Annotated in this window: 18 protein-coding genes; 6 read left to right on the top strand and 12 right to left on the bottom strand. The window is 64.2% G+C overall.

From position 1 onward, the window contains the following. Positions 1–168 precede the first annotated feature (168 nt). From NKJ35_RS01615 to NKJ35_RS01575, 9 genes are all read right to left on the bottom strand, one after another. Entirely contained in the window at positions 169–618 is a 450-nt protein-coding gene (locus tag NKJ35_RS01615; RefSeq protein WP_352644510.1) for a nuclear transport factor 2 family protein, read from the bottom strand. After that, positions 615–1,088, bottom strand: coding sequence for a carboxymuconolactone decarboxylase family protein (locus tag NKJ35_RS01610; RefSeq protein WP_352476047.1), 474 nt, complete (start codon positions 1,086–1,088; stop codon positions 615–617). Before NKJ35_RS01610 ends, NKJ35_RS01615 begins: the two co-directional genes overlap by 4 nt. 111 nt (positions 1,089–1,199) lie before the next feature. Further along, entirely contained in the window at positions 1,200–2,714 is a 1,515-nt protein-coding gene (locus tag NKJ35_RS01605) for an alpha/beta fold hydrolase (protein ID WP_352644509.1), read from the bottom strand. A gap of 142 nt (positions 2,715–2,856) precedes the next feature. Next, positions 2,857–3,162: a formate dehydrogenase subunit delta gene (locus NKJ35_RS01600; RefSeq protein WP_352644508.1), complete on the bottom strand. Its 306-nt coding sequence runs from the start codon at positions 3,160–3,162 to the stop codon at positions 2,857–2,859. After that, entirely contained in the window at positions 3,152–3,982 is an 831-nt protein-coding gene (fdhD, locus tag NKJ35_RS01595) for a formate dehydrogenase accessory sulfurtransferase FdhD (RefSeq protein WP_352644507.1), read from the bottom strand. The genes NKJ35_RS01600 and fdhD overlap by 11 nt, the downstream gene beginning before the upstream one ends. 3 nt (positions 3,983–3,985) lie before the next feature. Beyond that, positions 3,986–6,898, bottom strand: a complete 2,913-nt coding sequence (gene fdhF / locus NKJ35_RS01590) for a formate dehydrogenase subunit alpha (protein WP_352644506.1) — start codon at positions 6,896–6,898, stop codon at positions 3,986–3,988. Between the two features lie 12 nt (positions 6,899–6,910). Then, a complete protein-coding gene (locus tag NKJ35_RS01585; protein WP_352644504.1) occupies positions 6,911–8,467 on the bottom strand; it encodes a formate dehydrogenase beta subunit in 1,557 nt (518 codons plus the stop codon). Then, a complete protein-coding gene (locus tag NKJ35_RS01580; protein WP_352644503.1) occupies positions 8,464–8,943 on the bottom strand; it encodes a formate dehydrogenase subunit gamma in 480 nt (159 codons plus the stop codon). The genes NKJ35_RS01585 and NKJ35_RS01580 overlap by 4 nt, the downstream gene beginning before the upstream one ends. A 133-nt stretch (positions 8,944–9,076) precedes the next feature. Further along, the gene (locus NKJ35_RS01575; RefSeq protein WP_254816176.1) at positions 9,077–9,976 is read right to left on the bottom strand and encodes a LysR family transcriptional regulator; all 900 of its coding nucleotides are present in this window, start codon (positions 9,974–9,976) and stop codon (positions 9,077–9,079) included. A gap of 193 nt (positions 9,977–10,169) precedes the next feature. Here NKJ35_RS01575 and NKJ35_RS01570 point away from each other — a divergent pair, with 193 nt between their 5' ends. Next, positions 10,170–10,811, top strand: coding sequence for a DUF47 family protein (locus tag NKJ35_RS01570; RefSeq protein WP_352644501.1), 642 nt, complete (start codon positions 10,170–10,172; stop codon positions 10,809–10,811). Continuing rightward, positions 10,811–11,815, top strand: coding sequence for an inorganic phosphate transporter (locus NKJ35_RS01565; protein WP_254816178.1), 1,005 nt, complete (start codon positions 10,811–10,813; stop codon positions 11,813–11,815). Before NKJ35_RS01570 ends, NKJ35_RS01565 begins: the two co-directional genes overlap by 1 nt. Before the next feature lie 38 nt (positions 11,816–11,853). Here the strand turns inward: NKJ35_RS01565 and NKJ35_RS01560 are convergent, their stop codons facing one another. Continuing rightward, positions 11,854–12,231 (bottom strand): VOC family protein, encoded by a 378-nt coding sequence (locus tag NKJ35_RS01560; RefSeq protein ID WP_352644573.1) that lies wholly within the window; start codon positions 12,229–12,231, stop codon positions 11,854–11,856. 195 nt (positions 12,232–12,426) lie between these two features. Between NKJ35_RS01560 and NKJ35_RS01555 the strand changes: the two genes are divergently transcribed. From NKJ35_RS01555 to chrA, 4 genes are all read left to right on the top strand, one after another. Next, a complete protein-coding gene (locus NKJ35_RS01555; protein ID WP_352644499.1) occupies positions 12,427–13,611 on the top strand; it encodes an Mrp/NBP35 family ATP-binding protein in 1,185 nt (394 codons plus the stop codon). A gap of 235 nt (positions 13,612–13,846) precedes the next feature. After that, entirely contained in the window at positions 13,847–15,652 is a 1,806-nt protein-coding gene (locus NKJ35_RS01550; protein ID WP_352506072.1) for an IlvD/Edd family dehydratase, read from the top strand. A 271-nt stretch (positions 15,653–15,923) separates the two neighbouring features. Continuing rightward, positions 15,924–16,757: a chromate resistance protein ChrB domain-containing protein gene (locus tag NKJ35_RS01545; protein ID WP_352644497.1), complete on the top strand. Its 834-nt coding sequence runs from the start codon at positions 15,924–15,926 to the stop codon at positions 16,755–16,757. Next, positions 16,754–18,142, top strand: coding sequence for a chromate efflux transporter (chrA, locus tag NKJ35_RS01540; protein WP_352644495.1), 1,389 nt, complete (start codon positions 16,754–16,756; stop codon positions 18,140–18,142). Before NKJ35_RS01545 ends, chrA begins: the two co-directional genes overlap by 4 nt. A gap of 3 nt (positions 18,143–18,145) precedes the next feature. On the opposite strand, the gene NKJ35_RS01535 is transcribed toward chrA, so the two are convergent. Further along, positions 18,146–19,735: a trimethylamine methyltransferase family protein gene (locus NKJ35_RS01535; RefSeq protein WP_352644494.1), complete on the bottom strand. Its 1,590-nt coding sequence runs from the start codon at positions 19,733–19,735 to the stop codon at positions 18,146–18,148. Positions 19,736–19,927: 192 nt separating this feature from the next. Continuing rightward, the gene (gene pdxR / locus NKJ35_RS01530) at positions 19,928–21,421 is read right to left on the bottom strand and encodes a MocR-like pyridoxine biosynthesis transcription factor PdxR (protein WP_352644493.1); all 1,494 of its coding nucleotides are present in this window, start codon (positions 21,419–21,421) and stop codon (positions 19,928–19,930) included. Positions 21,422–21,668: the final 247 nt, after the last annotated feature.

The raw sequence follows: 21,668 nt of genomic DNA, 5'->3' as shown, positions 1-21,668 counted from the left end.
CCTCCCCACAAGGGGGAGGGGAACTTCGCAGCGGCAGCGCCACTTAGCATTAACTTCGACAATTCTAGCCGAAACAGCAGCGGCATCGTCTCCCTCCCCCTTGTGGGGAGGGGTTAGGGGTGGGGTACGCGGCCTGGCAAATGCCATCTGGTACCGAACATGGCCGCCTCACTCGTCCCACGCCTGCACGACGGTCTGCCGCGCGATCTGGCCGTTCTTCAGCTCCAGCATCGCCGCGCAGAACACCTTGGTCCCGTCCGGATAAGCGCACGCCTGGGTGAAGGCGAGATTGTTGCCGTCGGCGATGGTGGTGTCGACCTTGTGGGTCATCGCCCGGCTGCAGATGTCATCCCAGAACGTGGTGATCGCCGCGCGCCCGCGGATCTCGCGCGGCTTGCTCGGCGGGTTGTTGCGGTCGATCACCCGCACCAATGCGTCGTCGGCATAGAAGCTCGCCAGCAATTTTCCATCACGGCCCTCGATTGCCTTCTTGATCGCCGCGCCGTCTACCGCCTGTGTCTTGGTCAGCATTTTGTCCTCCATGGGCCCGTCTTGACGATCGGGCGGTTGCTTGATCAGCCGCTGCCCGGCGCTCGCCGCCGGGCAGCGGTTTTTCACTGCGACTTCGCCTTGACGGCCGCGAACACCTCATCGGACTGCTTCTTGAAGGTGGCGAGATCGATCTGGCTGCCGTTGAGCATCGTCGACCAGTGGCGCACGATCGCGGCCATCGCCACCGCCTCCTTGATTTCCTCGTCGCTGGCGCCATTGAGCTTGGCCGCCTGCGTGTGGAAATAGATGCAGTACTGGCAGGGGATCTGCGAGGCGACGGCGAGGCCCATCAATTCCTTGGTCTTGCCGTCGAGCGCGGTTTTCGGGTTGAGCTGCACGCCCTTGATCTCGGCCCAGGCGCCGGCGACAGCGACGTCCGGCAGCGTCTTGAACATGTCCGGCACCGAGCCGAGCGTTGCCTGGATGTCCTTGTAGGCGGCCGTCGCCGAGGCGTCCTCGGCCTTGGCAGGAACTATCGCCAGCAGCGCGCCAACGCCTGCCGCCAGCACCAGCGATTTGAGTGTCGACTTCAGCATTTTATTTCTCCCTTCGCAGCGCCTTTCCCGGCGATATCCGCCTGGCCTGCATGGGACGAAGTGATAGCGCTCAGGCATGCCCAGCCGCTTCGCCCGAAAGCGCCATGGCTGCTATGGCCCGTGCGGGCCAGCGTGCCGGGCCGAGAACGCCGCCGCCGCCGCCCGCGACGGCAGGTCCAGCTTGAGCAGAATATTGGCGACGTGGCGCTTGACCGTGTGTTCGCTCAGCCCGAGTTCGGCGGCGATCGCGGCATTGCTCTTGCCGTCGGCAATGAGGTTCACCACCTCGCTTTCGCGCGCCGTCAGTGCGGCCGGCTCGGCAGCCTTGGCCTTCGGCCGGAAGGTCGGCTCCAGATGCTGTTCCGAGGTCGCCTGCACCAGCGCCAGCGGCTCATCCAGCTCGTCAAGTGCGATGCGCCCGGCGTTATTGAAATGAAGGCCTGAACCGGCAGCGAGGTCGGCGACCAGCCGCGATGCGATTATGTCGCCGCGCCCGGCATGCGCGGCAAGCTGCATCGTCACGCGCGCAATCAATCCCGTTGGCGGCCCACGCAACTCGACCTCGCCGACATGCACGCCCTGCGCGTTGGCGACGCCGATTTCCTGCGCCGCATCGCGCAGCGCCGCCGCGCAGCGTACGGCCCGCGCCGGGCCGTCGAAGCACGCCATCATCAGCTCGCCATGCGTGCCGGCCGGGCGGCCGCCATGGCGCCCGACCAGCAGGCGCCATGTTTCCTGAAAACGCTGGCTGCGCTCGCTCCACATGCGGTCGCCAAGCCGCGCCGTGTCGTAGATCCGGGTGACCAGAAGTGCTGCCAGCACTCGTTCCACCTCGGCAACGGCGCGCGCTCCGGTCAGGAATTCCTCGATCACATCAGCCACCCGGTCGACATCGCCGGTCCAGATCGGGTGGTCGCGCCCGGGTACCTCGACCAATCGCGAATTCGGGATCTTCCTTGCCAGGAAGCGGCTGGCCTCCGGGTCGACGCGTGCATCGTTTCGGCGGTGGACCAGCAGCGTCGGCGCGCTGATCGCCGCCAGCACGCCGCGCACGTCGATTGCTGCATTCATGCGGGCCAGGGCGATAGCCGCCGTCGGGCTCGCCGACAGCCGCTCGAAGCGCGCCCACCATGTGGCGAAACGCGGATCGTCGACGCGACCGGGCGCGAAATGCGGCAGGGTGGCGCCGGTGCCCCATGCGGTCTCCGCCGTCGCGATGAAGGCCTCGAGGCGTTCCGGCGGCATCACCCATTTGTGGAAATGCGCATAGCCGCCATAAAGCGCCAGCGCCCGCGTCCGCTCCGGGTAGGTGGCGGCGAACAGCATTGCCATCGGCGCACCTTCCGAAGCGCCGAGCAAGGCGGCGCGGCCGCTGCCGGTCGCATCCATCACGGCGCGCACATCGTCCATGCGGGTTTCGAGGCTGGGCAGGTGGTGGACATCGACGCGGTCGGACAGGCCGGTGCCGCGCTTGTCGAACAGGATCAGCCGTGAGAACGCGGAAAGCCGCTTCAGCAGCCGGCTGTAGCCCTCGTCTTCCCAGTGCAGGTCGAGATTGGAAATGAAACCCGGCACGAAGACGAGATCGAGCGATCCCTGGCCGACCACCTGATAGGCGATCCGCACGTCGCCACTGAGCGTATCGAGTTTCGATCGGCCTCACGAATTGTCCGCCCGACCCGACGATTTCTTATCGCCGGATCATAGCAGAGCCGCGCAGCTTGCGGCAGATGAAACTTTAGCGCGAGTGAATGTGGGCCGGCGACGCCTACTTCTGTGACGCGGCGGTCTCGATGTTCGCTCCGCCGACGCTAAAACCTGCGCCCTCCGGCGCGCCCGGCCGCTTGATGTGTGGCGCGGCCGCGACGACAAGCTCGTTGAAACCTTCGCCGCCGCTGTCAAGCATCTCGAACAATTGCCGGCGCATTCTAGGCTCCCAGAACTTGTTGATGTGCTCGGCGACGCCGGCAATGCCTTGCTCGCGCGGCTTGGAGTGGAAAAAGGCGGCGATCTGGTTGGCCATGCGAACCAGCTTTTCGCTGGTGCTCATGAGATGGCCTTCGTCATGCGACATGCTTGGCAACTCCGGAAACCACGCGGTCAGGATGGGTGAAAATATCGAAATCATCGCCGCGCACCAGCGCCACCAGCGTCATGCCGGCGTCGTCCGCGGTGCGGATGGCAAGTGCGGTCGGCGCCGAGACGGCGATGATGACGGCAGCACCGATTGCCGCCGTCTTCTGCACCATCTCGACCGAAACGCGCGAGGTGACGACGACGGCACCGCTGGCACCGTCGATACCGGCCCTGGCCAGCGCGCCGGCCAGCTTGTCCAGCGCATTGTGGCGGCCGACATCCTCGCGGGCCATGACGACGCCCCTGTCGGGAACGTAAAAACCGGCGGCGTGGACGGCACCAGTTTCGGCGTGCAGCGGCTGCACCTTCGACAGCAGCTTGACCGAACGGACGATGTCGTTGGCCTGAAGCGTAAGTGTTGACGCACCGACCGAGTTTACCGAGCGCATCGCCTCCTCGATCGATTCGATGCCGCACAACCCGCAGCCGACCGGGCCGGCCAGCCGTCTGCGCCGCGCTTCGAAGCGGGTGTTGGCCTGGTCCTTCAGCCGGATCTGGATGTCGATGCCGGCGCCGTGATCCTCGACCTCAATGGCTTCGATCTCGTCCGGCAAGGCAATGATGCCTTCGGTCAGCGAGAAGCCGAGCGCGAAATCCTCGAAATCGGCCGGGCTTGCCATCATCACCGCATGCGTGGTGCCGGCAAAGGAGAACGCCACCGGCGTCTCTTCCGGCACCATCCGGTTGGCGGCCGCGGTGCCGCCCGCGCGGCGCGCCAGCCGCGAGATCTGCGCAATGGCTTTGCGGCGCGCGGTCAAGGACTACTCCGCCGCTTCCAACTTCGCGATACGGCGGCTTTGCTTTGCCTGCTCGTCATAGTCGCGCTGCCATTCCGACGGGCCGTTGGACGCGCCCACCTGCACCGCGGTCACCTTGTATTCCGGGCAGTTGGTCGCCCAGTCGGAGAAGTCGGTGGTGATGACGTTGGCCTGGGTGTCGGGATGGTGGAAGGTCGTATAGACGACGCCTGGCGACACCCGCTCGGTGATCAGCGCGCGCAGCGTCGTCTCGCCGGAGCGGCTGGTCAGCCGCACCCAGTCGCCGTCGCGCAGGCCGCGATTTTCGGCGTCGTGCGGATGGATCTCCAGCCGGTCCTCGCTATGCCAGACCACGTTCTCGGTACGCCGGGTCTGCGCGCCGACATTGTATTGCGACAGGATGCGGCCGGTGGTCAGCAGCAGCGGGAAGCGCGGCCCGGTCTTCTCATCGGTCGCGACGTATTCGGTGCGGATGAACTTGCCCTTGCCGCGCACGAAGCCGCCAATATGCATGATCGGCGTGCCCTCCGGCGACTTCTCGTTGCAGGGCCACTGCACCGAGCCCACTCTGTCGAGGAGGTCGAAGGAAACGCCGGCGAAGCTCGGCGTCGTCTTGGCGATCTCGTCCATGATCTGCGACGGATGCGTGTAGGTCCAGCCGAGGCCGAGCGCCTTGGCGAGTTCCTGCGTCGTTTCCCAGTCGGCATAGCCGCATTTCGGCTCCATCACCTTGCGCACCATGTTGATACGGCGCTCGGCATTGGTGAAGGTGCCATCCTTCTCGAGGAAGGTCGAGCCGGGCAGGAAGACATGCGCGTAGTTGGCCGTCTCGTTGAGGAAGAGGTCGTGCACGACCACGCATTCCATCGCGGCAAGGCCGGCGGCGACATGCTTGGTGTCGGGGTCCGACTGCAGGATGTCCTCGCCCTGCACATAGAGCCCCTTGAACGAGCCGTCGACGGCGGCGTCCAGCATGTTGGGGATGCGCAGGCCGGGCTCGTCGTCGAGCTTGACGCCCCACAGGCTCTCATAGATCGCGCGCACGGCGTCGCCTGAAATGTGGCGATAGCCGGGAAGCTCGTGCGGGAACGAGCCCATGTCGCAGGAGCCCTGCACATTGTTCTGGCCGCGCAGCGGGTTCACGCCGACGCCCGGCCGGCCGATATTGCCGGTCGCCATGGCGAGGTTGGCAATGGCGATGACGGTGGTCGAGCCCTGGCTGTGCTCGGTCACGCCGAGGCCATAATAGATCGCGCCGTTGCCGCCGCGGGCGTAGAGCCGCGCCGCGCCGCGTATGTCGTCGGGATCGACATTGGCAAGCTGGCCGACGACCTCCGGGCTGTTTTCCGACAGTGCCACGAACGACGCCCAGTCCTGGAACTCGTCCCAGTCGCAGCGCTCGCGGATGAAGGCCTCGTCGAACAGGCCTTCGGTGACGATGACATGGGCAAGTGCCGTCAGCATGGCGACGTTAGTGCCCGGCTTCAGCGGCAGATGGTACTGAGCCTCGACATGGGCCGAGCGCACGATGTCGGTGCGGCGCGGATCGAGCACGATCAGCTTGGCGCCCTGTCGCATGCGCTTTTTCATGCGCGAAGCGAACACCGGATGCGCATCGGTCGGATTGGCGCCGATCAGCAGGATGACGTCCGTCTGCTCGATCGAATCGAAGTCCTGCGTGCCGGCTGAGGTGCCGAAGGTCTGGCCGAGACCATAGCCGGTCGGCGAATGGCAGACCCGGGCGCAGGTGTCGACATTGTTGTTGCGGAAGCCCTGCCGGACAAGCTTCTGGACGAGGTAGGTCTCCTCGTTGGTGCAGCGCGAGGAGGTGATGCCGCCGATCGAGGTGCGGCCGTACTGGTATTGGATGCGGCGGAATTCATTCGCCGTGTGGGTGAGCGCCTCTTCCCACGAAACTTCGCGCCACGGATCACTGACCCGCTCGCGGATCATCGGCTTCAGGATACGGTCCTTGTGCGTCGCATAGCCATAGGCGAAGCGGCCCTTGACGCAGGAGTGGCCGTGGTTGGCCTTGCCTGCCTTGTAGGGCATCATGCGGATGACCTCGTCGCCCTTGACCTCGGCCTTGAACGAGCAGCCGACGCCGCAATAGGCGCAGGTGGTGACGGTCGAGCGCTCGGGCAGGCCTTTCGCCAGCACGGTCTTTTCCCTCAGCGCATCGGTCGGGCAGGCCTGCACGCAGGCCCCGCACGACACGCATTCGGAATCGACGAACGCCTCGTGCATCCCGGCCGAGACCCTGGATTCGAAGCCGCGGCCCTCGATGGTCAGCGCGAACGTGCCCTGCACCTCCTCACAGGCGCGCACGCAGCGCGAACAGACGATGCACTGTGCCGGATCGTAGGTGAAATAGGGGTTTGATTCATCGCGGGCGATGTAGTCGATCGTCAGCGAGCCATGCCCGGGCGCCACGCCGTTTTCCTGCTTCACGTGGTTGCGGCCGTCCACGCCGTAGCGGTTCTCGGTCAGGCCGACCGTCCTGGCGACCTTGTCGAACTCGCTGGCGCCGGTGCCGGCCTTCTCGCCCCACGCCACCGGGTGGTCAGAGACGTAGAGTTCCATCACCCCGCGGCGAATGGCGTTCAGCCGGTCGCTCTGTGTGTGCACGACCATGCCTTCGCTGACCGGCGTCGTGCACGAGGCCGGCGTGCCGCCGCGCCCGTCGATCTCGACCAGGCAGACCCGGCAGGAGCCAAACGAATCCAGCATGTCGGTCGCGCACAGCTTCGGGATTTCAACGCCCGCTTCCATCGAAGCGCGCATGATCGAGGTGCCCGCCGGCACCGTCACCGACTTGCCGTCGACTGTCAGCGTTACCTGCTGTTCGGCTTCGGAGGCGGGTGTGCCGTAGTCGATTTCCTGGACCAGCGATTTGATGTCGAATGCCGCGTTCATGCCTGTCCGCTCCTATTCCGCTGCTTCGGCGACCGGCGTCGGCCGAAAGTCGTCCGGGAAATGGTTGAGTGCACTCATCACTGGATATGGGGTGAAGCCGCCGAGAGCGCAAAGCGAGCCGAACTTCATCGTGTTGCAAAGGTCGGTGACCAGTGCGATCTGCTTTTCCGGTTCGATGTTCTGGGCGAGCCGGTCCAGCACCTCGACGCCGCGCGTCGAGCCGATGCGGCACGGCGTGCACTTGCCGCAGCTTTCGATAGCGCAGAATTCCATGGCAAAGCGTGCCTGCTTCAGCATGTCGGCGCTGTCGTCGAAAACGACGATGCCGGCATGGCCGATCAGCCCGTCCTTGGCGGCAAACGCTTCGTAGTCGAATGGCGTGTCGAACAGGGCGCGCGGGAAATAGGCGCCGAGCGGGCCACCCACTTGCACAGCCTTGACCGGACGCCCGGTCGCCGTGCCGCCGCCGATATCGTCGACGATCTCACCCAGCGTCATGCCGAACGCCGCCTCATAGAGACCGGGATATTTGACGTTGCCGGCAATCTGGATCGGGATGGTGCCGCGCGAACGGCCCATGCCGAAATCCTTGTAGAAGGCGGCGCCCTTGTCCATGATCACCGGCACCGAGGCCAGCGAGATGACGTTGTTGATCACCGTCGGCTTGCCGAACAGGCCCTTATGCGCCGGCAGTGGCGGTTTGGCCCGCACCTGTCCGCGCTTGCCTTCGAGGCTGTCGAGCAGCGCCGTCTCCTCGCCGCAAACATAGGCGCCGGCGCCGACGCGGACTTCCATGTCGAATGAATTGGCCGAGCCGAGCACATTGACGCCGAGCACGCCGGCCTTGCGGGCGATCTCGACGGCCTTCTGCATCACCACCACCACATGCGGATATTCGGAGCGGATATAGATGAACCCCTTCGTCGCGCCGGTGGCGATGCCGGCGATCGCCATGCCCTCGATCAGCACGAAAGGATCGCCTTCCATGATCATGCGGTCGGCGAACGTGCCGGAATCGCCTTCATCGGCATTGCAGACGATGTATTTGCGCTCGGCCGACGTATCGAGCACCGTCTTCCATTTGATGCCGGTCGGGAAGCCGGCGCCGCCACGACCGCGCAGCCCGGACTCGGTCACCTGCTTGACGATGTCGGCAGGCTTCATCGCCACTGCATTCTGCAGGCCGTTCAGCCCGCCATGCGCCTTGTAGTGATCGAGCGACAGCGGATCGGTGACGCCGCAGCGCGCAAAGGTCAGCCGCGTCTGCCTGGCCAGGAACGGGATCTTGTCGGGAGCGCCGAGCCAGCGCTTGTGGTGGCCGCCGGTGAGGAAGCCGCAGTCGAACAGGCTTTTGACGTCGGATGGCTTCACCGGCCCATAGGCGACACGGCCATTGGCCGTTGCCACCTCGACCATCGGCTCGAGGAAATAGGCACCGCGCGAGCCGTTACGCACGATCTTGGCCTCGATGCCGCGCTCGGCCAATTCCGCCCGAACCGCCTTGGCGACCTTTTCCGCACCCAGCGCCAGCGCGCCCGAATCGCCGGGAATATAGATACGCGGGATCATGAGCGCACCTCGGCAACGATTTCATTGAGCTTTTCGTCGTCGAGCCGCCCGATCACCTCGCCGTCCAGCATCGCCGACGGCGAGCAGGCGCAAAGGCCGAGGCAATAGACCGGCTCCAGCGTCACCGAACCGTCGCGGGTTGTCTCGTGGAAGCCTATGCCCAGCAATGATTTGAGCCTGGCGGCAATCGCATCCGAACCCATCGACTGGCAGGCTTCCGCCTGGCAGAGCTTCAGCACATGCCGGCCGGCCGGCTGGCTGCGATAATCGTGATAAAAGGTGACGACGCCATGCACCTCGGCCCTGGAGATGTTCAGCGCCTCGGCGATGACCGGCAGCGCATCCTGCGGCACATAGCCGAACTCTTCCTGTATGCCGTGCAGGATCGGCAACAGCGGGCCTTCGAGGCCTTTCAACTCGTGGATGATCGCCGCGGTGCGCGATGCGATCTCGGTACTTGCAGGCTGCATCGACATGCAGCGCCCTCCCTGGTCGTGGCGGTCTTCCGCTAAGTGCTTAGGAAATCAGAGGAAACCCGCTAAATCAATAAAGCCGATCCGTTGCTCGATAGAAATTTTCTATCGTTCGCGATCACCAGCATTGTCTAGCCTAGCGACGGGTGCGGAAATCGTCCGCCAGCGCCATTGCCTCGTCCAACAGCGCCGAGACTAGCGGCGTGTGCGGTTCGCGCGGCGCCGCCACCAGCCCGACGGTGTGGCTGGCATCCGGCTCGACGATCGGGATAGCCCGGATCGGCTCGGAAAAGCCGAACGTTTCCGCAAGGTTAAGCGGCATGATGGAAGACCATTTGCCGGTGCGGATATGCGAGAACAGCACGATCATCGAGTTGGATTCCAATGTCGGCCGCACCTGCACGCCGGCTTCGGCCAGATGCTGGTCGATGATGCGGCGGTTCTGCATGTCCGGCGTCAGCAGGCAGAGCGGCAGCTGACTGAGCTCGGCCCATGTCACTTTGTCGCGGTCGAAATACGGGTTCCCGACGGCGGTGATCAGCTGATAGCGCTCGTCGTAGAGCGGCACGCTGGTGACGCGTCCGAGCGGCTCGTTGTCGAGATAGGTGATGCCGGCGTCGATATCGAAATTGCCGAGCAGCGACAGCACCTCGATCGAGGTCCGCGACAGCACCGAGAAGGTGACGCCGGGGTGTTTTGCCCGAAACGGCGTCGTCAATCGCGCCACCATGGCCAGCGCCGTCGGGATCGCCGCGATGCGGATACGCCCTGACAGGCCGTGACGCGCCGCCCGCATCTCCTCGCGCATGGTCCTGCTGTCGCCGACGATGCGGCGCGCCCACACCAGCACCTGTTTGCCTTCGGGCGTCAGCCCCTGGAAGCGCGAGCCGCGCAGCACCAGCATCACGCCGAGCTGGCCCTCCAGCTGCTTGATGCCGGCCGAAAGTGTCGGCTGGGTGACGCCGCATACTTCGGCCGCCCGGCCGAAATGCTCTTCCTTGGCAAGTGCTATGAAGAATTCCAGCTTGTCGATCATGCCGTCGGGAGCCTGTCACGGACGATGTGTCCTGTCGTAGCGCGCAAGGTCGTGGAAATCGCCTTCGGCCGCAAGCCGCCTGTGTAAATCGTCCGCATCCACATCTTTCAGCCGGCTTACTGTTTCCCGCAATGGAATGCGGCGCTATGTGGATCAGACGGGGTCGTGGACTGGACACGACGGGAGACCGAACATGCTGGGCTGGTTCCGCAAGCTTTTGCCGCGCGAAGATCGCTTCTTCGACCTGTTCGAGCGGCATTCCCGCACCGTGGTTGGTGGCGCCGAGGCACTGCAGCAGCTTTTGCAGGGCAACGACATCGACCGCTGGTGTCAGACGATCATCGATCTCGAGGACGAAGCCGATCAGATCACCGCGGAGGTGCTGCTTGCGGTGCGGCGCTCCTTCATCACGCCCTTCGATCGCGGCGACATCAAGGACCTGATCCAGTCGATGGATGATGCCATCGATATGATGCACAAGACCGTCAAGACGGTAAGGCTGTTCGAGAAGAAGGAATTCGACCCGCTGATGCAGGAAATGGGAGGCGTCATCGTCGAGGCCGCCAATTTGGTGGCCGAGGCGATCCCGCTGCTCGGCAAGGTCGGGGCGCACACGGTGCGCCTCAATGCCATCGCCGAGGAGGTCATGCGCGCCGAAGGCCGGGCCGACGACCTGCACGAGCAAGGCCTGAAGGACCTGTTCAAGCGGCATGGCCGCAGCGACCCGATGGCCTATCTGATCGGCAGCGAGATCTACGGCCAGCTGGAGAAGGTGGTCGACCGCTTCGAGGACGTTGCCAACGAAATCAGCGGCATCGTCATCGAGAACGTATAGTGGAAGCCGCGATAGCCTTTCCCGTGCTGGTCGGCCTTGTCGTCGTCGCGCTGTTCTTCGATTTCCTCAATGGCCTGCACGATGCCGCCAACTCGATCGCCACCATCGTCTCCACCCGGGTGCTGCGGCCGCATTATGCGGTGTTCTGGGCGGCCTTCTTCAATTTCATCGCCTTCATGTTCTTCGGTCTCCACGTGGCGGAGACGCTGGGAACCGGCATCATCGACGCCAGCATCGTCACGCCGGCAGTGATCTTCGCAGCACTTGTCGGCGCCATCGTCTGGAACATCGTCACCTGGCTCGTCGGCATCCCGTCCAGCAGTTCGCACGCGCTGATCGGCGGTCTGGTCGGCGCCGGCGTCGCCAAGGCAGGCACCGGCGCCATCGTCTGGGCCGGGTTGGGCAAGACCACGGCGGCCATCGTGCTATCGCCGGCGGCAGGCTTTCTGCTGGCGCTCGTCCTGATCCTCGCGGTCTCCTGGCTGTTCCTGCGGCAGACACCGTTTGCCGTCGACAGCACCTTCCGCGTCATGCAGTTCTTTTCCGCCTCGCTCTATTCGCTCGGCCATGGCGGCAACGACGCGCAGAAGACCATGGGCATCATCGCCGTGCTCCTCTATTCGCAAGGCATGCTCGGCGCGAATTTTTACGTGCCGCTGTGGGTCGTCATCACCTGTCAGTCGGCGCTGGCGCTGGGCACATTGTTCGGCGGCTGGCGCATCGTCCACACCATGGGCTCCAAGATCACCCGGCTGAACCCGATGCAGGGTTTCTGCGCCGAGACCGGCGGTGCGATTACCCTGTTCGCCGCCACCTGGCTCGGTATTCCTGTATCGACCACGCACACGATCACCGGCGCCATCATCGGCGTCGGCGCCGCCCGCCGCGTCTCCGCCGTTCGCTGGGGCATTGCCGGCAACATCGTGGTGGCATGGATCGTCACCTTGCCGGCAACCGCGGCCATCGCGGCTCTCACCTACCTCGCGGTCGGCCTGGCATGGTGACAGCACCGTAGCACTGCGCGGCAGGCGATGCGCCGTATCTACCTATCCACAAGGTTCAGGATGTTGCCGTCCGGATCCTTGAACCATGCGACCTTCATGCCCTGGCCGACATGGACATCGCCCTCAAGCGTCAGGCCTGGCATGTCGTAATGCTCGAAGGCGACGCCCTTCGATTTCAATGCCTCAACGATTTTGCCGAGTTCATCGCCGACCGTCCAGGTCACAGCTGTGGCCTTGTTGGTCCCAGCGAAGTTCGAACGGTAGACGTTGATGGCGGTATCGCCGCTTTCATAGACGATCAGTTCACCACCCTCATTGTTCACTTCTTTCAGGCCGAGGACCCCTTCGTAGAATGCCCTGGCCTTGGCCAGGTCCTTCACAGCGAGATTGGCCGTTGCGTTGCTGTTTGCGAGCATGATTCGTCTCCTTCCCTGGCGGTCATTCCATGTCCACTGAAATAGGTTGCGTTGACGATTTGGCGACGGCCACTCCCGCTGGAAATGCTGTCGTATGGTCGCTTCCTCCCCGATACGCCGCTGCAACTGTTGGTCCATCGCTTGGTTCTGTTCCGGAAGTGCATTATCTGGAGCGGAAAAGTAGAGGAAAAACTCATGCCCGCCGCCCATGAAAACGTGACCAAGGAAATGGTTATCGAGCGCCTGAAGACGGTCAATGGGCCGGATTTCACCGGCAATATCGTCGACCTCGGCATGGTTTCCGAGATTTTCATTGCCGATGCCAAGGTGTTCTTCTCGATCACCGTTCCCGCTGCCCGTGCCCAGGAGATGGAGCCGCTGCGTGCGGCGGCCGAACGTGTCGTCAAGGCGATCCCCGGTGTTGCCGGCGCCGTGGTCGCGCTGACGGCGGAAAAGAAGGGTGGCGGCATGGAGGCCCCGGTTCCGCAAAGACCGGCTCAGAGGCCCGCTCCGCCGGCCGCACCTGCACGTCCCGCGCCGCAGGCGCCCGCCTCGCACAGCCAGGGCAAGCGCGGCGTACCCGGCATCGAAGCGATTATCGCCGTCGCTTCCGGCAAGGGCGGCGTCGGCAAGTCGACCACCGCCGTCAATATCGCCCTTGGGCTTGCCGCCAACGGGCTGCGGGTCGGCGTGCTCGATGCCGATATTTATGGCCCTTCCATGCCGCGTCTGCTCAACATTCGTGGCAGGCCGCAGACCGTCGACGGCAAGATCCTGAAACCGATGCAGAATTATGGCCTCAAGGTCATGTCGATGGGCTTTCTCGTCGATGAGGAGACGCCGATGATCTGGCGCGGGCCGATGGTGATGTCGGCATTGACGCAGATGCTGCGCGAGGTCGAATGGGGACCGCTCGATGTGCTCGTCGTCGACATGCCGCCCGGCACCGGCGACGCCCAGCTGACCATGGCCCAACAGGTGCCGCTGGCCGGCGCCGTCATCGTCTCGACGCCACAGGACCTGGCCCTGATCGATGCGCGCAAAGGCCTCAACATGTTCAGAAAGGTCGACGTGCCGCTATTGGGTATCGTCGAAAATATGAGCTATTTTCTCGCCCCCGATACGGGAAAACGCTACGACATCTTCGGCCATGGCGGCGCGCGCCGCGAGGCCGAGCGTCTCGGGGTCACCTTCCTTGGCGAAGTGCCGCTCGAGATGGGCATCCGCGAAAGCTCGGATGCTGGCACGCCGGTGGTGGTCTCGAAACCCGATGGCGCCGAGGCGAAAATCTACCGCGACATCGCCGCCAAGGTTTGGAACCGCGTCAATGAAGAGCGCGGCGCGGCCGAGGCTGCAGTCCCGAGCATCGTGTTCGAGTGATGCGGATGTCCTCCCCCAAGTGGGACCTTGAGGGGAGGGCGGCCGGAACGGCCGGGTAGGTCCGCGGCGACACGTTCCAGCTTTTCCGGGATAGCGGGCTGACAAACCACGATCCCGTCTAGCGCGGAGGCAGATGTGTGTCTATCGCACCAAAGTGCGGATTCGGATGGCGCGTGCCCCTTGCCTGCTCCCGCGCGTTGTCATATCGATTTGTCATACAAATACGGAGACCACGATGGCAGGCGCCCCAACCAGCAAGAAAAAATTTCGCTCGCAGGAGTGGTTCGACAATCCCGACAATCCGGGCATGACGGCACTCTATCTGGAACGTTACCTGAATTACGGGCTGACGCGGGCCGAACTGATGTCCGGCAAGCCGCTGATCGGCATCGCGCAGACCGGCTCGGACCTGTCGCCCTGCAACCGCCACCACATCGAACTGGCCAAGCGCGTGCGCGAAGGCATTGTCTCGATGGGTGGCATCCCTTTCGAGTTCCCTTGCCACCCGATCCAGGAGACCGGCAAACGGCCGACTGCTGCACTTGATCGCAATCTTGCCTATCTCAGCCTGGTGGAGGTGCTCTACGGCTATCCGCTCGACGGTGTGGTGCTCACCATCGGCTGCGACAAGACGACGCCGGCCATGCTGATGGCCGCGGCCACCGTCAACATCCCGGCTATCGCGCTTTCGGTCGGGCCGATGCTCAACGGCTGGCACAAGGGCAAGCGCACCGGCTCCGGCACTATCGTCTGGGAATCGCGCCAGCGCCTGTCGGCCGGCGAGATTGGCTATGACGAGTTCATGGATATCGTTGCCTCCTCGGCGCCGTCGACCGGCTATTGCAACACGATGGGCACCGCCACCACGATGAATTCGCTGGCCGAGGCGCTCGGCATGCAATTGCCGGGCTCGGCCGCTATCCCCGCCCCCTATCGCGAACGCGGCCAGATCGCCTACGAGACCGGAAAGCGCATCGTCGACATGGTGCATGAGGATCTGAAGCCCTCCGACATCATGACCCGTAAGGCCTTCGAGAACGCCATCGTCGTCAACTCGGCGATCGGCGGCTCGACCAATGCGCCGATCCACCTCAACGCCATCGCCCGCCATCTCGGCGTGCCGCTCGACAATGACGATTGGCAGAAGGTCGGCCTCAACATACCGCTCATCGTCAATCTGCAGCCGACGGGCGAATATCTCGGAGAGGACTATCACCATGCCGGCGGCGTGCCGGCCGTGATCGCCGAACTGATGAAGGGCGGTCTGCTGCCCTATCCGGAAGCCACGACCGCTAACGGCAAGACCATCGGCGACAATTGCCGCGGCGCCGTTAACGAGAACCTCGACGTCATCCGCACGGTTGCCGAGCCGCTGAAAGCCAATGCCGGCTTCATCAATCTCAAGGGCAATCTGTTCGATTCGGCGATCATGAAGACCAGCGGCATCTCGCCCGAGTTCCGCGAGCGCTATCTGTCGAACCCGAAGGACCCCGAAGCCTTCGAGGGCAACGCCATGGTCTTCGACGGCCCCGAGGACTATCACGCCCGCATCGACGACCCGGCACAGGGCATCGACGAGCACACCATCCTGTTCATGCGCGGCGCCGGTCCGATCGGCTATCCCGGCGGCGCCGAAGTCGTCAACATGCAGCCGCCTGCCTATCTGATCAAAAAGGGCATCCACGCGCTGGCCTGTATCGGCGACGGTCGTCAGTCGGGCACGTCGGGCTCGCCGTCGATCCTCAACGCCTCGCCGGAAGCCGCCATCGGCGGCGGCCTGGCGCTGCTGAAGACCGGCGACCGCGTCCGCATCGACCTGCGCAAGGGCACCGCCGACATCCTCGTCAGCGACGACGAGATCGCGCGGCGCCGCGCCGAGCTGCAGAACAATGGCGGCTATCACTATCCGAAGCACCAGACGCCCTGGCAGGAAATCCAGCGCGGCATGGTCGACCAGTTTTCCGAAGGCATGGTGCTGAAGCCGGCGGTGAAATACCAGGATGTGGCTCATACAAGCGGCGTGCCGAGGGACAATCACTGACCAGGGTCCATCGCACGGGCCAGCCGTCAGGTCGCCGGTGTTGCGGTCTCCTCATTTCTCCCCGTTAACAGCCCGCTAACGGGGAGAAATGCCCGGCACAGAGTTGGACGCGATCGTTTGTCAAAAACGATTGTCCTGCGACAGCAGGGACAAATGCTTGACAAGCGAGCGTGACAAATCCACGATCATCGCAAGGGGTGCATCGCGACGACCCCGTGAGGCGTCAGCCCAACGTTCGCGTCCAAGCTTCTCTTTCAAGGAGGTGGACGCCATGCCGTCAACAACCGCTATCACCGTATCGCAACTATCCCGTCTGATTGGGCTGCCGGGTGCGCCCGCAGTCATCGACGTCCGCATCGATGATGACTACAACGCCGATCCGCGCCTGCTGCCGGGGTCGGATCGGCGTGATTTCAGGACTGTCTCGAACTGGGCTGCCGACTTCGCCGGCAGGCAAGTGACAGTCGTCTGCCAGCAGGGGAAAAAGCTCTCGCAAGGCGTGGCCGCATGGCTGCGGCACGAGGGCATAGCCGCCGAATCGCTCGACGGCGGGTTTGAAGCATGGCGCGATGCCAAGGGCCTTCTCGTTCACGCCGACAAGATACCGCCCGCCGACGCCAAGGGCCGCACCGTTTGGGTGACGCGTACGCGCCCGAAGGTCGACCGCATCGCCTGCCCTTGGCTGATCCGGCGCTTCATCGATCCTCACGCGGTCTTTCTCTTCGTCGAGCCGGCTGAAGTGTCGGCCGTCGCCGATCGCTTTCAGGCCGTGCCTTTCGACATCGAGAACGTGTTCTGGAGCCACCGCGGCGAACGCTGCACCTTCGACACCATGATCGAGGAGTTCGGGCTTAAATACGAAGCGCTCGATCGCCTGGCCACGATCATACGCGCTGCCGATACTGCGAGCCTCGATCTTGTTCCACAGGCGGCCGGCTTCCTGGCCGCCTCGCTTGGCCTGTCACGGATGTTTCGCAACGATCTGGAGCAGCTCGAGGCCGGCATGCTGCTCTATGATATGTTCTTCCGCTGGTGCCGCGATGCCACCGAGGAGACGCATAACTGGCCGGCCGCCGGCGCAGTCAGCGCGGGCAAACCATCGTGAGCGCCGTCCTTTCGAAAAAGCCGGCGGAGATCCAGGATCCCGCTGTGCCGAGCTTCCGGCAGGCCGTGAAGGTCTGGGCGAAAATCGGGGTGCTCAGCTTCGGCGGCCCGGCCGGGCAGATCGCGCTCATGCACAAGGAACTGGTCGAGGACCGGCGCTGGATCGGCGAACAGCGCTTCCTGCATGCGTTGAACTACTGCATGCTGCTGCCTGGTCCCGAGGCCCAGCAGCTTGCCATCTATATCGGCTGGTTGCTGCACAAAACGGTCGGTGGCCTTGTTGCCGGCATTCTCTTCGTCGTGCCGGGCGCGCTTGTCATGCTCGTCCTGAGCAGCCTCTATGCGCTCTATGGCGATCTACCACTCGTCGCGGCGCTGTTTTTCGGGGTCAAGGCAACGGTGCTCGCCATTGTCATCGAGGCGGTGATCCGGATCGGCAGACGCGCGCTGAAGAACCCCGTCATGGTGTCGATCGCACTCGCCGCCTTCATCGCCATCTACGCGTTGAACGTGCCGTTTCCGCTGATCGTCCTGCTTGCCGGCCTGGCAGGCTGGATCGGCAACCGTAGTGCGCCGGCATTTTTTTCAGGGGCACCACAGGGCAAGGGCGATGTTCCCGACGTCAAAGGCGCGGTCGATCTGATGTTCGAGCGCGGCGAACTGACCCACGTCAGGCCGACGCGATGGCATGCGCCGCGCATTTTGGCGATCTGGCTGCCGATCTGGCTCGGGCCTGTTCTGCTCGTCTGGGCTGTCACCGGCCCTGCCAGCGTTTGGACGCAAATCGGTGGCTTCTTCAGTGTCATGGCGGTCGTCACCTTTGGCGGCGCCTACGCCGTCCTTGCCTACGTCGCGCAGGCAGCGGTCGAGTCCTTCGGCTGGCTGGCACCGGGTGAAATGGTCGACGGCCTCGGACTTGCCGAAACCACGCCGGGTCCGCTCATCCTGGTGTTGCAGTTTGTCGGCTTCGTCGCCGCCTTCCGCCACTCCGGCGCGCTCGCGCCGCTTCTTGCCGGATTGTTTGGAGCGCTGCTTACGCTGTGGGCGACGTTTACGCCGTGCTTCTTGTGGATATTCCTTGGCGCGCCCTACATCGAAGCGCTGCGCGGCAACAAGGCGCTGTCGGCGGCGCTCGGCGCAATCACCGCCGCCGTCGTCGGCGTCATCATGAATCTCGCTCTATGGTTCGGCTTGCACGTCATCTTCGGCGAAGTGCGCAATGTCGGGCTTGGAATGGACGTGCCGGTGCTTTCATCGATAGACTGGCGCGCGGCGCTGCTTTCCTGTGCCTCGATGATCGCCATCCTGAAGCTGAAGATCGGCATGCTGCCGACGCTTGTCGGATCGGCGCTGGCCGGCGTGTTGTTGCTGGCGGCGAGCGGGTAACGCTCAGCCGCCCATTCTGTCGCGCGGCAGCTTGATCATATCGCCGAAGCGGGCGCGCAATTTGTCGTCGACCGGTTTTGGCACATGGCGCGGGAAGCGTTCGGCAAGCACGCGTTTCTTCTCGATGATCGCCCGTTGCAGGATATCGGGCCTGCCTTTCTCATTCCATTCCTTCGGCGAAAAGCGGTCGCCGACGGCCGGATAGAAATATTCGGTCTGCATCAGCCGCAGCGTCTGCTCGTTGCCCAGATAATGGCCCGGCCCTTTCAGGCACACATCGGCAATGGTGTCGATCGACAGCGACTCGTCCGTCACTTCGATGCCGCGCACGCAGCGCAGGCAGTGGCCGAGCATGTCATTGTCGATGATCAGGCTCTCAAGGCAAAAGCCGAGCAGCGAGGCATGCATGCCGGCCGACTCATAGACCAGGTTGAGGCCGGCGAGACCGGCCATCACGTCGGTTATGCCCTTTTCGTAGCCGGACTGAATGTCAGGCAGTTTCGAATCTGTCATGCCGGCGGCCGAACCGCCCGGCAGGTCGTAGAATTGCGCCATCTGCGCGCAGGCCGCGGTCAGCACCGCCTGCTCGGCCGAACCGCCCGACATGGCGCCGGTCCTGAGATCCGAGACAAACGGCCAGGTGCCGAAGATCGCTGGATGGCCGGGCTTGATGGCGTTGACGTAGATGAGGCCGACGAGCACTTCGGCGACCGCCTGCACCACGGCGCCGGCAATCGCCGCCGGTGCCGTCGCACCCGCCTGTCCTGCCGACAGCAGCAGGATCGGAATGCCGCCCTCGACACAGGCTTCGAGAACGCCGCAGGCGTCCTCGGCAAATTTCATCGGCGGCACGACGAAGCAGTTCGAATTGGAGACGAAAGGCCGGGCGCGAAAATTCGCTTCGCCGCCCGCGATCGCATAGAGCATGTCGAGCGCCGGCTTGACGTTCTCGCGCACGGTAAACGAGGTCCCGACATGCTTCGACGTGCCCATGACGCAGGCGTAGAGCGTGTTGAAATCCATATCGAGCGGGTCGGGAATGTCGCGCGGCACCATTGGCCGCTGGAAGAAATGGATGTTGTCGAGCCCTTCGACCAGGCGCGCGGCATCGTAAATGTCCTGCAGCAGCGACTCGCGATACTCACGCTTTTCGACATCGACAAGATGCACCGCAGCACCAGCCGTGCCGTAATGCACACGCTTGCCCTGGATCACCATGTCGTGCTTCGGATACTGGCCGTGCAGGGTGAAATGCCGCGCCGCTTTCTTGATGGTGTCGAGCACAAGGCCGCGAGGAAAGCGCAGGCGGCCGTCCTCACCGAGGGTCGCACCCGCCTTGGTCAGTGCCTCGATGCAGGAGGGGATGGCATTAGCGAAGCCGACCGTCTCCAGAAGGGTAAGCACGGCCTCGTGGATACGTTCGCAATCATTGCCGCTGAGCGGGCTGTAGCTCCCGCCTTCGAGGCCGGCGCGCACCGGCTTGACGTCGTCGGCAAGCGGTGCCGCCCGCATGGCGCGGCGCGCCTCGCGCCCGCCGGACCGCCGCGAACGCTGGTCTGCGGACACGTCCTGCTTCTCATGGGCCATTGGCATGAAGGCACTCCAACTTTAGCTGCGGAGCGGGCGCGGCGGTTGGTCCACCATCTGCCTGCTTCGTCCCCTATACTCCGACTATGCCGCCGGCATTGGCACAGCCTATGTGCCAGCCGATCCCGTCGCATATGCCAAGGAGCTAAAGAACCGGAGCCGCACTACATGCGCCAGGCTCCGGTCGGGGAAGGGAGATCAGGCCGCTGCCGGCCTGCGTCCAGCTGCCGTCGCCAGTTCGCGGATGCCGGGTTCGATGTGCTGCAACGCGATCGAGGAAATGCCCAAGCGCATGAAACGCGATGGCTTTTCGGTACGATCGAAGAAGCGGTCGCCGGGCTCGATGATGACGCTGCGCGAGGCTGCGGCCTCCGCCAGTCCGCGCGAATCGGTGCCGCGCGGCCCCTCGAGCCAGAGCGACGTACCGCCGGCCGAATCGGTCGAGCGCCATTCAGGCAGGAAGGCGGAAATCGCATGGACCAGACGCTTGCGCCTCTCGTCGAAGGCGCTCGACAGCCGTCGCACTAGCGCCTCGTGATGGCCGAGCGACAGGAAGAGCGCCACGGCGCGCTGGTTGTTGGCCGGCGGATGGCGCAGCATGAAGCGGCGCAGCGCCCGAAGCTCGGAGATCAGCCCGGCCGAGGCGACGATGTAGCCGAGCCTGAGGCCGGGAGCCAGCGTCTTCGACATCGAGCCGACGTAGACGACGCGGCCGGACCGATCGAGGCTCTTCAGCGCCTGCTGCGGCGCCTCGTCCAGGAGCTGGCTGTCATAGCCGTCCTCGATGATGATCTGGTTGTGCCGGTTGGCGCGCGCCAGAAGATCCTGCCGCCGCTCCGCCGACAGCGGCACCATGGTCGGGCAATGGTGGCTGGGCGTGACGAAGGCGAAGCCGGAATCAGTGGGAATGGCAGAGGTTACGATGCCGGAGTGGTCGACTGGAACCGGCTGGATATCGGCGCCGGCCAGCCGGAAGATCGAGCGTGCATCGGGATAGCCGGGGTCTTCCATCGCCACCTTGGAGCCCTTGGTCATCAACAGCGTGGCCAGCATGTAAAGCGCGTTCTGCGCGCCCAGCGTCACGATGATCTCGTCCGGATTGGCGAAGATGCCGCGCCGCGGCAGCAGCCGGGCCTGGATCTGCTCGATCAGGAGCGGATCGTCGCGGTCGACCATGTCGGATGCCCAGTTGCGGATTTCGAGCACCGCCAGCGCCATGCGGTTGCACTCGCGCCATTCGGCGGTCGGGAACAGCGCCGGGTCGAACTGGCCGTAGACGAAGGGGTAGGACGACTTGATCCAGTTGTCGTGCTTGGCCGGCGGCGGCATGTCGCTCGCCGCGATCTGCCGGCGCGCCTTCCAGTCGATCTCGTTGGCCTGGTCGGGCGCTTTCTGGTGCGGCTTGGCCGGCGTCGCCAGCACCTCGGGATTGACAAAGTGGCCGCGGCGCTCGCGCGCCACCAGAAAGCCCTGGTCGACCAGCTGCTGGAACGCCAGCACCACGGTGCCGCGCGCTACGCCGAGTTTTTCCGCAAGAATCCGGCAGGACGGAAGCGGCATCGAAGCCGCGATCTGCCGGTCGAGGATGGCGGCGACGATCGCCTGGCGGATCTGCGCCTGCAGGGTCTGACCGGAGTCCGCCGAAATCCGGAACAGGCCGGACCATATGGCCGTGTCGTTTCGCTGTGGCATGGGAGATGTTCCTCGATGGCCAGCTTTTTCACTTGGCTGGACCAGTCGAATGTACCGGTGGCACAAGGTGTTGCGCCAATCAATTTTTCTGATCGCTGGGATTTATGCCAGTGATCCTTTGCGCCGGCCCGCGCTGCGCTGCGGCATCGCTGCGCATTGAAACAGATGGAATTCGACCCGATAGTTTGCCGCGACGACACGCGCCGGAAACATCCGGCCTGATAAGATGCACCTCAAGAACCGGAGC

Origin of the sequence: Mesorhizobium sp. M0136 (genome assembly GCF_040322515.1) — a bacterium.
In the GTDB taxonomy this organism is placed as follows: domain Bacteria; phylum Pseudomonadota; class Alphaproteobacteria; order Rhizobiales; family Rhizobiaceae; genus Mesorhizobium.
Note: the sequence above shows the minus strand (reverse complement) of the source record. Positions and strands in the feature narration are given on the sequence as shown.